Genomic DNA, 14,269 nt, shown 5'->3' on the forward strand with positions numbered 1-14,269 from the left:
ATACATGGCCTTCGACCAAACAACAAGAAACCGCCTCCAGCGCTTCGTCAACGATGCGCGCCGGGTGCTGGAAGAGGAATTCACCCGCCAGCTGCAGAACGACTATGGCATGGACCCGAACGCGGGCACCGTGGCGGAGCTAGCCAGCTTGCGCCATATCAACGACGCCCAGCGCGAATCCGCCCGCATCCTGCGCGACACCCTGGCCCACTACACCGCTAGTGGCGACATGAATGCTACCCAGGGGCTGGACCGCATCGTCCGCGAGCAAGCCTTTACCGTGCTCAACCGCCTGGCGGCGCTGCGCATGGCGGAGGCGCGTGGCCTACTGGTTGAGTCGGTCGGCAACGGCTTCCAGGCCAAGGGCTTTCAGCTCTACGCCCGGCTGGCTGGCACCGGCCTGGGCGAAACCGGCGATGCCTATCGCACCTACCTGTTCAGTGTGTTCGATGAGCTGAGCCAGGACTTGCCTGGATTATTCGACCGCTACTCACCGCAGGGTCGCCTGTTCCCGCGCGAAGCCGCGCTGCTGCAGGTGCTCAACCTGATCAACGATGCCGACATCGCCCCGCTATGGAGCGAGGACGAAACCATCGGCTGGATCTACCAGTACTTCAACTCCAAAGAAGAGCGCAAGGCGATGCGCGATGCGTCGCAGGCGCCGCGTAACAGCCGCGAGCTGGCGGTACGCAACCAGTTCTTCACGCCGCGCTACGTGGTCTAGTTCCTGGTGGACAACACCTTGGGTCGGCTGTGGTTCAACGCCACGGGAGGCGATACCGATCTGCGCGAGCATTGTCAGTACCTGCTGGTCAAGCCCGACGAAATGCGCCAGGCCGCTACCAAGCTGCGCGATCCGCGCACGCTGAAGCTGCTGGACCCGGCCTGCGGCTCCATGCACTTTGGTCTGTATGCATTTGACCTGTTCGCTGAGATCTATCGCGAGGCCTGGGCCTGGGAGCAGCAGCACGGCCCCGGCTCGCTGGATGTTTCGACCCAACCCCAGGCTGCACTCAAGCCAATGAGCCAGACCTACGAAGATGAGGCTGCATTTCTGCGAGATGTGCCGCGCCTGATCATCGAACACAACATCTATGGCGTGGATATCGACCCGCGTGCCGCGCAAATCGCTTCATTGGCGTTATGGCTGCGGGCACAGCGTGCTTGGCACGATGCCGGTGTCAAAGCCAAAGACCGCCCGCTGATCGGGCGGGGGCATGTGGTGGCCGCGATTGCACCGCCGGCAGAGCGTGAGTTGCGCCAGCAGTTCGTGACCAACCTCGATCAGCGCGACGCCGAGCTGTTCGAGAAGACCCTGCGACTGCTCAAGGGCCTGCCGGAGCTCGGAGTGCTGCTCCAGGTCGAGCGCGAGTTGCCGCATTTGATTCGGCAGGTCTATGTGGGCAAAGGCACCGGCCTGTTTGCTGTGCAGGAGCAGGAGAACTGGCAGCAAGCGGAGGAGCGACTACGCGAGGCACTTACTGAGTTTGCCCAGGCGGCAAAGTCGACGTACCAAGGGCGCCTATTTGCGCAGGATGCGCTACAGGGCTTGCGGCTCATCGATCTGTGCCGAGAAGTGTTTGATGTGGTGGTGATGAATCCACCGTTTGGCGCGCTGGCTGCCAAGACCAAGGATCAACTCGCCAAAGCCTATCCGCGCAGCAAGAACGATTTGCTGGCCATTATGGTGGAGCGTGGCCTGGAACTGCTGCGCCCCGGCGGTCGCATCGGCGCCATCACCTCGCGCACTTGTTTCTTCCTCTCCAGTTTCCAGAAGTGGCGTGAGCAGGTGGCCTTGGGTATTGCCAAGCCAGTAGTCATGGCCGACCTGGGGCATGGCGTGATGGACGACGCGATGGTCGAAGCCGCCGCTTACGTATTGGAGAAAGCCGCGTGACGATCTTCTTGAGATTATTGGCAAGCTCTGAAAAGGAGCAAGAGTTGGCCTCAGTAGTCCGGGCAGTGAGAGCTGGCGGCCTAGATGCTAGGGTTTATGTCCGTGACACATCTGTATTCTCGATGGTTCCGAGTTCTCCATTTTCGTATTGGGAGGCTCAGTGTTTCCTAGAGGCATTCGGCCAAACCCCTCCTTTCGAGTCGAATGGTCGGAGAATATTCAAAGGGGCAGCCACTAGCGACAACTTCAGATTTGTCCGTACTTCGTGGGAGTGTAGTGCTGATCAGAGACTCTGGTTTCCCTACGCTAAAGGCGGTGGGTACTCTCCCGTTTACTCGGACGTCCCGCTTCTCGTGAATTGGGCCAATAACGCCGCTGAAATGGAAGCGGAAGTCCTCAAGAAATACCCATATTTGAACGGTGATGCGGACTGGGTTCTTCACCGAGAATCCTATTACTTACAGCCAGGCATTACTTGGCCGGCTCGAACAACAAGTCAACTCGGTATGCGGGCTATGCCTGCCGGTGCTGTTTTCGGTCATAAGGGACCGGCTGCATTCTTGGAAGAGCATAATGATGATGATCTGTTGAGTTTGCTTTCTGTCTGTATATCAGCCCCTTTCTTGCGATTGATAGGTTTGCAGCTTGCAGCGGGGGATGCGGCTGCACGTTCGTACGAAATCGGGACAGTCCAGCGGACGCCGATACCCGATATCTCAACGGATTCGAAGCACTTATTGGCTGTATTGGGGAGGGAGTATTGGCGCTTAAAGCGCACCCTGGACACCATCGAAGAGACGTCTCACGCGTTTGCGCTGCCCGGTGCACTGCGCGCTCGCCTGGGCGATTACGACCCACCAGCCATTGAAGCTGAGCTGGCTCGCATTCAGTCAGAGATCGACGCCATTGCCTTTGATCTCTATGGCTTTAGCGAAGCCGACCGCACTACCGTGCAGGGAAGCCACGTCGAAGCCAACCAGGGCGATGTAGAAGCCAGCAGAGACGAGGAGAGCGAGGACGATGACAGCGCTACGCCAATCGACCAAACGGCTGGCTTACTGAGCTGGGCCGTCGGCGTGGCCTTTGGCCGCTTCGACTGGCGCCTGGCTACGGGTGAGCGCGCTACGCCTGCTGAGCCAGAACCATTCGAACCACTACCGGCGAAAAGCCCCGGCATGCTCCCCGACGGTACCGCACCTTTTCATGCGTATGCGGGCATCCTGGTTGACGACCGAGGGCACCCGCATGACCTCGCGCGCTTGATTGAGGAAATTCTTGTTCGCGTCGAGGTGCCCGTACCGGAAGACGTGCGCCGTTGGCTGCAACGGGATTTTTTCGCCTTTCATCTACAGCGCTACTCCAAGAGTCGCCGCAAAGCGCCCATCTATTGGCCGCTGTCCACGACGTCCGGCAGTTACACCCTGTGGGTCTATTACCCCAGCCTTACCAGCCAGACGCTGTACACCGCCATCAATGACTTCGTTGAGCCCAAGCTCAAACAAGTCGGTGGCGACGTGACGGTGCTGCGCAATATGGGTTCTGCCCGCACTCGTGACGACGAGAAGCAGTTCGAGGCGCTGCAAGCCTTCGAGTTGGAACTGATCGAGCTGCGCGACACCCTGCTCAAGCTGGCGCCCACCTACAACCCCAACCACGACGACGGCGTGCAGATCAGCGCCGCACCGCTGTGGCCGCTGTTCCGGCACAAGCCATGGCAGAAGGTGCTCAAGGACACCTGGGCCAAGCTAGAGAAAGGCGACTACGACTGGGCGCACCTCGCCATGAACTACTGGCCCGATCGTGTTCGAGAGAAGTGCAAGACTGACAAGTCTCTGGCTATCGCGCATGGGCTGGAGGATCTCTACATCGAGCCCGAGGCCAAACCCAAGAAGGCGCGCGGCAAGAAGAAGGCCGGGGGTGATGAATGATTCAGGATGTCAAAGCGCTGCCGGTCAGCTTCTACTTCAGCCCCGATGGGACCACGTCGTTCTTCATTCCCAAGTACCAACGCGAGTATGTATGGGGCGGCAAGAACTGGGACGCGCTGTTCAACGACCTGGAGGAGTCGCCCAGTGGGCACTTTCTGGGCTCCATCATCTGCGTGAACACCCAGCAAGATGGCATGGCCGGCGGCCGACTTGAGCTGATCGACGGCCAGCAGCGGTTTACCACCATCAGCCTGTTGTTCTGTGCGTTCTACGACAAGCTGAATGCCATTCCGAATCCGGATCGCCGTCTGCTGGTGGAGCTGGACAACCTGGAAAGCCGCATCTTCGTCCGCACTTCTGGCCAGTGGCGTCTGGAGCCCAGCGAGCAAGCGCAGAACAAGACAGATTTCCAGAAGGTGCTGAGCGATCTGTTTCCCAAGCAGGTGAAAGCGCCGAAGGGCTTGAGCAATTTCGGAAACCGCCGCATTGCGCGCGCCTACCGCTACTTCTGTGAGCGACTGGAAGGGCTCAGCCAGGACAGCGCACTGGCCCTGCTGGAAAAGCTCAAAGCGGCCATGCTGGTCAAGATCGAGGTGCGTAGCCATTCCGACGCATTCATGTTGTTCGAGTCGATCAACAACCGGGGCAGCCCGCTCTCGGCCATCGACATCATCAAGAACAACCTGCTGGCCGAGTTGGACAAGCGCCCGGACTACGGCATTGACCGAGCGTTTGACGAGTGGAAAGACCTGATCGACCAGTTGCCCGACCCGGCGGTGCAGGAGCGCTTTTTGCGTCAGCTGTACAACATGTTCAAGTACCTCAAGCGGGTCGAGGTCAAAGGCTGCACCCGCGCCACGCGCTCGAACCTGATCACGATCTACGACACCCTGCTGCGCAAGCGCCCGGTCTGGCTGTTCGGCGCGCTGCAAGCCAAGGGCAAAACCTACTCGGCACTGCTCAACCCCGCCGTGGCGCGTGCGGAATGGGGCGACGCTGCCGCAGCGGCCTTGCAAGACTTGCAGCGCCTGGGAGCCGCGCCGGCTTACGCATTTTTGCTGTGGGCCAGCCAGGTGGCGCAGAGCCAGAAATGGACTGAGGGTGATGCGGTGAGCCGTCTGGCCGCTTTGCTCACCAAGTGGTTCTTTTGGCGCAACCTCACCGATATGCCGCCCACTCGCGAACTCGACCCGATGTTCATGGAACTGGTCAGCCACTTGCTGACGCAGATTCGCGGTGGCGAGATCACGGCGCTGGACGGCTTCATCCAGCAGAGCAGTAATTGGTTGCTGGGACGGGCAGCCCCACAAGATGTTTGCGAGTCGCGCCTCAAGGGCGATGTGTACCTGGAGAATTACGACGCCACGCGGTTCATGCTCTGCAAGCTGGAAGAGACACACCAAACCCGTGAAAACAAACGCGACCTGTGGGTGCATGACGCCAATGATCGCCCCGTTTTTACCGTCGAACACATCCTGCCGAAGACCGAAAACTTGGGGCCGGGCTGGGTGACGATGCTCGAAGGGAACCAGAAAGGCACTGCGGCTGCCATTCGCGAGCGCTGTGCGCACCAGCTCGGCAACCTGACCCTGAGTGGCTACAACTCCAAGCTCGGCACGATGGAATTCTTGAAGAAGCGCGATCGCAAGAACGATCAGGGTGATTTCATTGGCTACCGCAACGGCTTGTACCTGAATGCCGACTTGGCCAGCCGAGATGATTGGAACGAGGCCGCCATTACGGCGCGAACAGACAAGATGCTCAAGGAGGTGATGTCCATCCTGAGCCTGCGGGAGAACAAATGACGATTGCAGAATTCATTCGAGAAAGCGTGCTGCGGCCGCGCCTTAAGCAAGCGGGTGCCTTGGTGGTGTATGACGCCGACAAGCGCTACCGCGAGCAGTGCTTCGACCTAGCAGCCGAGAAGGTTCGGGTCATCGATGCATCTGAAAGCAGCATCGAAAGTCGCGAGGCTGCGCTGCTGGCACTGCGCGAGGTGGGGCAACCCAAGGCGCCACTGGAAGGTGTGTTGATCTATGTGCCCACCAAGCGCCCAGAAACCGACGAGCAGAAGCAAGCTGATCCATTCGCCGTATACGCAGAATGCGGCGCGGTGTTCCCGCAAGATGATGGGGACGAGTATCTGAGCCTGTGCCTGCGTGCTAAGCCAGATTACGCGACAGAAATTCGAAGCCTATTTGTGCGCGAACCACGACCGCAGTATGCGGTGATTGACGCCATTGGCGGCGGTGTGAGTTGGCCCCAGTTGCGAGCCACATTGCGGGTGGAGTCGGGCCGCGAGATTCTGGCCGCACTGCTGGCCCCGAGTGCCAGTCAATCCGAGGCACTCAAGGGGCAGGAGGGCTGGGTGCAAGAGGCGCTTGATTTCCTCCGAGCCACTCTGGGCCTGAGCGTGAAAACGCGCGGCAAGACCTGGTCCGCCCTGGCGGATGAGCTGTGGCGCTACGTACTGTTCAGCGAGTTCGTGTTTGATTTGCCGGTGGCGTTGCCGGACACCTTGAAGGGGGTGCCGCACGCACCGATGGAAGCCAAACCCATCGTCGAGGATGTGTGCGACCGTCTGCGCAGCGACCCGAAGTCACGCGCGATATACATCGAGCGCGCCGAGACCACCGAGGCGGAGCTCAACCTGACCGATCTGTGCGGTGCGATTGAAGACCTGGGCGAACGCGACACCTTCCCCTTCGAAGAGCGGACCTTCCTGCGCACTGCGATCAAGGGCATTGTCAGCGGTGACACCGATGCCACGCGCCGTGTGCTGACCCGCCACAAGAGTTCGGTATGGCTCGGCAAGGGCGAAAGCCAGGCCCAGTGGGAGCTGGTGCGGTCTGGCTTGAGCCTGGTTGAGGCCTGCGACGATTTTGAGCGCCAGCTACCGGATCACGCCCGCTCGCAAGCGGAGCTGATTGACTTCTACCTGGGCAGTCTGCGTGAAGCAGATCGCTTGCAGCGCGAGTTTGAGCAAGCCGCAGGCGACTTCCTCGACCAGCACGGCTTGATGCATGAAGTGATCAGCCAGGCTCGAGCGCGCTATCGGCGCCTGGCCGAAAAGGTCCAGGGCGTGTTCGTGAAGCACGTCGAGACTACGGGATGGCCGCCGACTGGGCGCCTGGCCAATGCCGATGCCTTTGATCGGCTGGTAGCTGATCGACTCAAGGAAAGCGGACGCAAAGTGGCCTACCTGATGGTGGACGCCCTGCGTTACGAGTTGGGCGTGGCCCTCGAAAAGCTGCTGGCGGAAGACGGTCCCGTCGAGTTGCAAGCGGCCTACGCACAGCTGCCGACCATCACCCTAGTGGGCATGGCGAGCTTGCTGCCGGGCGCTCGCACGGGTTTGACCCTGGCGCTGGAGAGCGACTCACTCCTGCCCAAGCTGGCGGGGGCGCCGGTGGGCAACGTCCCGCAGCGCATGAATGTGCTGGCCAAGCGGTATGGAGATCGCTTCGCGGAAATGCCGCTTAATGATTTTGTCCGTGGTAAGCCGAAGATCGCGGAGACCGTCGATCTGCTGGTGCTTCGCTCCACGGAAATCGACAGCCAACTGGAAAGCAACCCAGAGACAACGCTCGGGCTGATCCCTGGCACGCTGAAGCTGATCCGCGTGGCACTGCATAAGCTGCGTGGCATGGGCTTCAAAGAGGCGGTCATCGTCACCGACCACGGCTTCTTCCTGAACGCGCAAGCAGAAGCTGGCGATGTGTGCGTGAAACCGCAAGGCAAGTGGCCGGTGAATGCCCATGACCGCATGATGCTGGGCGACGGCACAGCGGATGGTCACAGCTTGGTTGTCAGTGCAGAGAAGGTCGGCATTCGCGGTGATTTCACCCAAGTGGCACTACCGCGCAGCATGGCGCCTTATCGCTCAGGGCACCTGTATTTCCACGGCGGAGCATCCCTGGCCGAGGCCGTTGTGCCGGTGTTGGTGGCCAGGTTGGATACCGCTGCTCATGCGGAACTGCGCAAGGTGGTGGTGGAGTTGAGCTACAAGAACGGCGCCAAACGAATAACTACGCGATTGCCGGTCATCGAAGTGATACTGGTGGCCGACGACATGTTCTCGCAAGACATGAGCGTGGAGATCTTGCTGGAAGCGCAAGACAGCAAGGGCAATGTGGTGGGAGAGCCGCGCCCAGGTGGCGATGTGAACCCCGCGACCAGAACTTTGACCCTGATGCCAGGCCAGCGCAAGCAGATTGCGCTGCGAATGGATGATGAGTTCAGAGGCAAGTTCTCGGTCAAAGCGCTGAACCCAACGACTCTGGCTGCCTACAGCAATCTGGCGCTTGAAACCGACTATACGGAATGAGCCCTATGGACGAACTCGACCAAAAACTAAACGCCACATTCGACGGCAAGGTGCTTCGCAAAGACCTGCTGCATCGAATCAAAAAAGGCACCAACGTCCCGACGTTCGTCCTGGAGTTCCTCCTTGCCAAGTATTGCGCCAGCAATGACCAGGCAGAGATGGATGCTGGCATGGAGGCCGTGCTGTCGTCACTGCAGGAGAACTACGTTAGGCCGGACGAGGCCAACGCCGCGCAGTCCAAGGTCGCCACCAAGGGCAAGCATCGCTTCATCGACAAGGTCCATGTCCGTTACGTCGAAAAAGAAAAGCGCCACTGGGCATCGCTGGAGAACTTCAACTCGCAACGCATCGCGATTGGTGAAAAATTCTACCGCGACAACGACAGGTTGCTGGAAGGTGGCATTTGGGCGGAGGTGACCCTGGCGCACAACGACATAGATGAAGACGACTATGCGTTTTCCATTGAGGATCTGCGGCCGATCCAGCTGACTCGTTTTGACTTCGACCGTTATGCAGAGGGGCGCGGGGCATTCACGCGTGATGAGTGGCTCGCGGCGGTGTTACGCTCTGTGGGACTGGAACCCAGCAAGCTCTCGAAGCGCGTGCAGATGCACTTCATCGCCAGGTTGGCTGCGCTGGTTGAGCCCAACTACAACTACATCGAGCTGGGACCACGCGGCACCGGCAAGTCCTATTTCTTCAGTGAATTCTCGCCCTACGCCACCTTGATCTCGGGCGGCCAAGCGACCAAGGCAACGCTGTTCTACAACAACGCGCGCCGCAAGGTGGGCTTGGTTGGCTTCTGGGACACGGTTGCCTTTGACGAGGTTGGCGGGATCAAAGTGCGCGATCCGGACACCATCCAGATCATGAAGGACTTCATGGCCAACGGGCGCTTTTCGCGCGGGGCTGAGGTTATTGCTGATGCCAGTTTGAGCTTCGTTGGCAACATCGACGTGTCCGTGCAGCAGGTGGTCAACTCTAACGAGCACGATCTTTTCCAGCCGTTGCCGCCAGAGCTCGACTTGGCCGTGATGGACCGTTTCGCCGCGTACATTCCAGGCTGGGAGATGCCGAAGAACAGCAGCGAGTTCCTGACCAGCAACTACGGCTTCATCACTGATTATTTGGCCGAGGCCTTCCACTACCAGTTCAAGCACACGAATCGGTATGAGGAAGTGAGCAAGCGCATTCGGCTCGGTAAATCAATCGAGGGGCGCGACGAGAAAGGTATCAAGAAGACCGTCTGTGCATTCTTGAAGGTGCTGCACCCCAACGGGCCGCCGACGGATGAGGAGTTCGAGGAATACGTGGCCTATGCCACGGAGTGCCGCCGCCGCGTCAAGGAGCAGATGAACAAGCGCAAACCGGATGACGAGTTTGCCCGGATCAATCTGTCTTACTTCAAGGCCAGCGGTGAGGAGGTGGTGGTCTTCTGCCCTGAGTCCAAAGATGCATCGGCAACACAGGAGCCAGCTCGCCGTCGCTTGAATCAGGCGGATGGGCAGCCGACTGAGGCAGTCGAAGTGCAACCCACTGCACAAGCGGCACCTGCTGCACTGGAGACTCCAGCGGGCCCGACCCCGGTATCACCGGCCCCGGCTTCGATTGCGGTTGGGCCGTCACCGATCGAGCTCAAGGAACAGCACTTCACCATCCTCTATGGCGACACCGGGTACAGCTATGAGTCGATCCTCGGCCCCTACCTCCAAGGCGCGAAGTCTGTCGTGATCGAAGATCCGTACATTCGTCTGCAACACCAGATTCAGAATTTCGTGCGCTTCTGCGAAACGGTGCTGAAGGCTGGAACCGTGAAGAAGATCAGCCTGATCACCGGCTACGACGATAAGACCCAGTTGGCCGACATCGCTGAGAAGCTCGATGAGTTGAAGCAGAGCCTGCTGGAATTGGATGTCGAGCTGGAAGTGAAGTTGAACCCGAACATGCACGACCGAGAGATTCGTATCGACAACGGCTGGGTGATCAAGATTGGCCGGGGGTTGGACTTCTTCCAAAAGCCCGGAGGGTGGTTCGAGGTAGGCGTAAATGATCTCAGTTTGCGTAAATGTCTTGAGACCAAGGTTGATATATTCAGGGTTGGAATAAATATTTGACCTGATTTTCCATAAAAGAAATTCAGTTTAATTTTATTAATATGATTGTAAAAAATCTCAAGCACATATCATTTTGATGAGGCTGGCGGCTGCTGGCTTCGCGTGTAGATGCTCCGCGATGATGCATCTGCTTTGGATATGGCTGTATGAAAGAAAGATCCGATTGTCTGTACTGTGTTTTGGTCGTCGCAGCATCCATCATCGCTGCGGTTGCTCGATGTGCTCTGTCTTCGGGCAGTGAAGACATCGACCCTTTTAATTGATACTGCATTGGCATACGCACAAGGCCCGGCATCGTCCGGGCCTTGTGCGTTTGTGCCGTAAGAAGCGAGGAAAATACGATGCATCTGGTTGAAACAATGGCCTATGCCGGTGCTAAGCCGTGGCACGGTCTGGGCAATAGGCTTGAACAGCAACAGCCCATTGAGGTCTGGAAGCGTCAGGCAGGCATGGATTGGCAGATCGAGGACTCCGAGGTCCGCTTCATCACGGGTAGCAATGCCATCGGTGCCATCCACTCCTTCCCGGAGCAGAAAGTGCTCTATCGCTCCGATACCAGGGAGCCGTTGGCAGTCGTCTCCAAGCGGTTCAAGGTGGTCCAGCCGGGAGAGATCCTGGAGTTCTACCGTAATCTGACGCAGCACAGTGGCTTTGAACTGGAGACGGCGGGTGTGCTCAAGGGTGGCAAGAAGTTCTGGGCCATGGCTCGTACGGGCCAGAGCACGTCGCTGAAGGGGCGTGACCGGGTGGATGGCTATCTTTTGCTTGCTACTGCCTGTGACGGCACGTTGGCCACCACGGCGCAGTTCACCTCGGTGCGGGTGGTGTGCAACAACACCTTACAGATCGCTCTGGGAGACAGCAGCGGAGCCATCAAGGTCCCGCACCGCAGTCAGTTCGACCCGGATGCTGTGAAGCGCCAGTTGGGGATCACCGTCTCGACCTGGGACAACTTCGTGTCTCGCATGAAAGCCATCTGTGACCGTCCAGTTGACCCCGATACGGTCGATGGTCTGTTGCGACGGGTGCTTACCTACCAAGGCCAGGGCACCACCGCTGAGGTCGTCAACGAGCAGGCGCTGGCCAGTGTCCGTGCCCTGTATGAGGGCGGCGGTCGAGGCGCGTTGTTGCCTTCCAGCCGTGCAACGGCCTGGGGCGTACTCAACAGCGTCACGGAGTACGTTGACCACCACCGACGAGCTCGTAGCGATGATCACCGCCGTGATGCGGCATGGTTCGGTGCTGGAGCTCAGCTCAAGCAGCGCGCGTGGGATGAAGTGATGAAGTTGGTGGCCTGATGGAAGCGCAGGCCTATCACATGACCACATTAGGGGCCGGATCCAATGAGGAGGAGAGCAGGATCCGGGTACGTGAGGACAGGACGATTGCGAGGGCGCTGCAGATCCTGCAGAAACGGGCATCGTTGCCAGGGGAGGTGCTGGGAGGAGCAACCCAGGGTGCATTGTTCTTCCGGCTACGTCTGGGAGGCGAAAACCGCGAGCATTTCGAGGTTGCCTTTCTCAACACGCAGTTCCAGCTCATCGCAGTTGAGCGGCTTTTCTCAGGGACGATTGATGCAGCCGAGGTCCATCCTCGGATCGTGGTTCAGAGGGCACTTGCCCACAATGCATCGGCGGTACTCATGGCTCACAACCATCCAAGCGGTAGCTTGCAGCCCTCTGCGTCAGATCGGGCAGTCACGGCGCGGCTGAAGGCTGCCTTGGACACCGTGGACGTGAGGCTGTTGGACCATTTCGTTGTCACCAGCCATGAGGTGGTCTCGATGGCCTCTCAAGGCATGGTCTGACAGAGCTGCAGCGATCAGTGCTGTCGCTTCGCCCATTCATCTTGCCCACATCGATAGCTTGAAATGAAAGACCTGACCAAGGCCGCCCATCAAGGCGGCCTTTTCTATTCCGGAGATTGCCAATGAGCAAGCACACCGCGTTGCGTTTGGTTGATACGCGTTCACTGGATCGCCAGCAGTGGCTGGAGGTCCGCAATGGCGGCATCGGTAGTTCGGATGCTGCCACCGCCGTCGGGTTGAACCCTTACAAGAGCCAGCTGGAGCTGTGGCAGGAGAAGACGGGCCGCAAGCCAATCGAAGAGATCCCCCCTGGACAAGAGGATCCCCGGTACTGGGGAACCCTGCTCGAACCCATGGTGGCCACGGCCTACCAGGAGCGCACGGGGAACCGGGTACGTCGGGTCAACGCCGTTCTGCAGCACCCGACCTTTCCGCACATGCTGGCCAACCTCGATCGAGAGGTAATTGGTTCCCCGGGGGTCCAAATCCTTGAGTGCAAGACAGCAGGGGAGTTCGGCTCTCGGTTGTGGAAAGACGGGGTTCCCGAGTACGTGCAGCTGCAGGTACAGCATCAGTTGGCAGTGACGGGGAAGCAGGCAGCAGATGTGGCAGTGCTGCTGTGTGGCCAGGCGCTGAGGATCCACCGTATTGAGCGAGACGAAGAGATCATCAGCCGCTTGGTGGTATTGGAGGTCCGGTTCTGGGAGCACGTCATCAATGACATCGAGCCACCAGCCGATGGCTCGGAGTCAGCGGCCAGGGCGTTGCGGAGCTTGTACCCAGGCAAGGACACCGTTGTCGATTTCAGTCAGGACCCGGAATTGGTCGAGACCTTCACCAACCTTGTCTCGTTCACTGAGGCAGTTGCAGAGCAGGAACAGCAGGTAGAACTGCTCAAGCAGACACTGCAGCAAGCCATGGGGGACGCTTCCATTGCCCGGTTCGGCTCACTGGGAGAAGTCATCTACCGCCGTAGTAAGGATGGCACGTCACTGGATACCAAGCGGCTCGCAGCCGAGCACCCGGAGATCGCTGCGGCCTACACGGCAGTCCGTCCGGGGTCGCGCCGATTCCGGATCAACACCACGATCAAAGAGGTCACATCATGCTGAAGGGACTGGCCATAACGCCGCCCGTGATTGGGCGTATTTCCATCGGCCGGGTAGTAGAGCGCAATGGCAAGCGGCTGCCCGAAAAGGACGACCAGTTCACCCTCACCAGCCAGGTACAGAACCGTGATGGCTGGGTGCTGCACCCGCTGGATGAAGAGCTGCGGAAGGCATCGGAGGGTAACAAGCTGCGATCCATCCCGGTGCGCCTGCTCTTCGACGATCCAACCCTGAACCTCCGGGCTGACTATTCGCTGTTCAATCGCGAGAACGGAAGACCGCTGTGTGTAGGCAATGGAGACACCTGCCGGCGTGCTGGGCCTGAAGGCATGGAGACGTTGCCTTGTCCTGGTCCGGATGGGTGTCAGTTTGCCAGTGGGGGCTGCAAAGCCTATGCCCGCTTGAATGTGGTCATTGGGGACGGGGCGGGGGATGTGATGGGTAGCTTTGTTCTGCGCACCACCTCCTACAACACCATCCGCACACTGGCAGCACGGCTGCACTACCTCAGTGCAGTGTCGGGCGGAAGGCTGTCTTGTCTGCCGCTCGAGCTGAAGCTGCGGGGCAAGTCCACGACGATGAGCTACCGATCAGCGATCTACTACGTCGATCTGGTGGTTCGGAGCGGGCTGACGCTCGAACAGGCTGTCGCAGAGGCGATTGAGCGACACGCAACAAGAGCTGCAGCGGGGATCGACCAAGCTGCACTGGATGAGGCGGCGAGACAGGGCTTCGCTAACGGGGCCTTCGAGGACCTGGACGAAGACGTGCCGGCCGTGGTCGAGGAGTTCTATCCATCAGGCCAGGGTGAAGTTGTGCAGGTATCAGCGAACGGAAGTCTCAAGGACAGACTGAAAGCGCAAGCGTCTCGGTTGGTGTCGTAGGAGAGCCGTACCGGTACGGATCTGTATCAGGTACGGACAAGAGGCAGTTCAGGTCCTGAGCGGACATCGGATGGAACGGACCGGTTTGTGGGCGCAAAGGACGAGACATGCCAGGGAGCGAAAGCTCCCTGGTATGTAAGTGTTTGATTTTTCTTTGATCTGGTCGGTTGTGCGCGTCCCTGGAAAAAACCTGGATTTTTTTT

10 protein-coding genes are annotated in these 14,269 nt (G+C 59.2%); all 10 read left to right on the plus strand.

The window, feature by feature from the left end; all coding sequences use genetic code 11:
• Positions 1-4 precede the first annotated feature (4 nt).
• The 10 genes from N5J73_RS07615 to N5J73_RS07660 all read left to right on the plus strand — a co-directional run bounded on the left by N5J73_RS07615 (position 5) and on the right by N5J73_RS07660 (position 14,066).
• Positions 5-724: a hypothetical protein gene (locus tag N5J73_RS07615; protein WP_279940775.1), complete on the plus strand. Its 720-nt coding sequence runs from the start codon at positions 5-7 to the stop codon at positions 722-724.
• Between the two features lie 6 nt (positions 725-730).
• Positions 731-1,897 (plus strand): hypothetical protein, encoded by a 1,167-nt coding sequence (locus N5J73_RS07620; protein ID WP_279940777.1) that lies wholly within the window; start codon positions 731-733, stop codon positions 1,895-1,897.
• A gap of 380 nt (positions 1,898-2,277) precedes the next feature.
• Positions 2,278-3,825 (plus strand): type II restriction endonuclease subunit M, encoded by a 1,548-nt coding sequence (locus N5J73_RS07625; RefSeq protein ID WP_197584098.1) that lies wholly within the window; start codon positions 2,278-2,280, stop codon positions 3,823-3,825.
• The gene (locus N5J73_RS07630; protein ID WP_049450101.1) at positions 3,822-5,630 is read left to right on the plus strand and encodes a DUF262 domain-containing protein; all 1,809 of its coding nucleotides are present in this window, start codon (positions 3,822-3,824) and stop codon (positions 5,628-5,630) included. Before N5J73_RS07625 ends, N5J73_RS07630 begins: the two co-directional genes overlap by 4 nt.
• Entirely contained in the window at positions 5,627-8,152 is a 2,526-nt protein-coding gene (locus N5J73_RS07635) for a PglZ domain-containing protein (RefSeq protein WP_070426727.1), read from the plus strand. Before N5J73_RS07630 ends, N5J73_RS07635 begins: the two co-directional genes overlap by 4 nt.
• A gap of 5 nt (positions 8,153-8,157) precedes the next feature.
• Positions 8,158-10,266 carry a BREX system Lon protease-like protein BrxL gene (gene brxL, locus N5J73_RS07640; RefSeq protein WP_032968948.1) on the plus strand — a complete coding sequence of 703 codons (2,109 nt, stop codon included), beginning with the start codon at positions 8,158-8,160 and terminating at the stop codon, positions 10,264-10,266.
• 341 nt (positions 10,267-10,607) lie between these two features.
• Positions 10,608-11,564 (plus strand): DUF932 domain-containing protein, encoded by a 957-nt coding sequence (locus tag N5J73_RS07645; protein WP_111144183.1) that lies wholly within the window; start codon positions 10,608-10,610, stop codon positions 11,562-11,564.
• Positions 11,564-12,073 (plus strand): JAB domain-containing protein, encoded by a 510-nt coding sequence (locus N5J73_RS07650; protein WP_004146430.1) that lies wholly within the window; start codon positions 11,564-11,566, stop codon positions 12,071-12,073. Before N5J73_RS07645 ends, N5J73_RS07650 begins: the two co-directional genes overlap by 1 nt.
• A 122-nt stretch (positions 12,074-12,195) precedes the next feature.
• Positions 12,196-13,185 carry a lambda-exonuclease family protein gene (locus tag N5J73_RS07655; protein WP_004146432.1) on the plus strand — a complete coding sequence of 330 codons (990 nt, stop codon included), beginning with the start codon at positions 12,196-12,198 and terminating at the stop codon, positions 13,183-13,185.
• On the plus strand, positions 13,179-14,066 hold the full coding sequence (locus tag N5J73_RS07660) for a hypothetical protein (protein ID WP_004146434.1): 888 nt from the start codon (positions 13,179-13,181) through the stop codon (positions 14,064-14,066). The genes N5J73_RS07655 and N5J73_RS07660 overlap by 7 nt, the downstream gene beginning before the upstream one ends.
• Positions 14,067-14,269 lie beyond the last annotated feature (203 nt).

Origin of the sequence: Stenotrophomonas sp. GD03654, from assembly GCF_029845105.1 — a bacterium.
Classification (GTDB): Bacteria; Pseudomonadota; Gammaproteobacteria; order Xanthomonadales; family Xanthomonadaceae; genus Stenotrophomonas; species Stenotrophomonas africana.

What these genes read in the sequence shown, in the direction of transcription:
- N5J73_RS07650 (WP_004146430.1), top strand. Translation starts at nt 11,564, where the DNA reads ATGGAAGCGCAGGCCTATCACATGACCACATTAGGGGCCGGATCCAAT.
- N5J73_RS07630 (WP_049450101.1), top strand. Translation starts at nt 3,822, where the DNA reads ATGATTCAGGATGTCAAAGCGCTGCCGGTCAGCTTCTACTTCAGCCCC.
- N5J73_RS07655 (WP_004146432.1), top strand. Translation starts at nt 12,196, where the DNA reads ATGAGCAAGCACACCGCGTTGCGTTTGGTTGATACGCGTTCACTGGAT.
- N5J73_RS07615 (WP_279940775.1), top strand. Translation starts at nt 5, where the DNA reads ATGGCCTTCGACCAAACAACAAGAAACCGCCTCCAGCGCTTCGTCAAC.
- N5J73_RS07635 (WP_070426727.1), top strand. Translation starts at nt 5,627, where the DNA reads ATGACGATTGCAGAATTCATTCGAGAAAGCGTGCTGCGGCCGCGCCTT.
- brxL (WP_032968948.1), top strand. Translation starts at nt 8,158, where the DNA reads ATGGACGAACTCGACCAAAAACTAAACGCCACATTCGACGGCAAGGTG.
- N5J73_RS07625 (WP_197584098.1), top strand. Translation starts at nt 2,278, where the DNA reads ATGGAAGCGGAAGTCCTCAAGAAATACCCATATTTGAACGGTGATGCG.
- N5J73_RS07645 (WP_111144183.1), top strand. Translation starts at nt 10,608, where the DNA reads ATGCATCTGGTTGAAACAATGGCCTATGCCGGTGCTAAGCCGTGGCAC.
- N5J73_RS07660 (WP_004146434.1), top strand. Translation starts at nt 13,179, where the DNA reads ATGCTGAAGGGACTGGCCATAACGCCGCCCGTGATTGGGCGTATTTCC.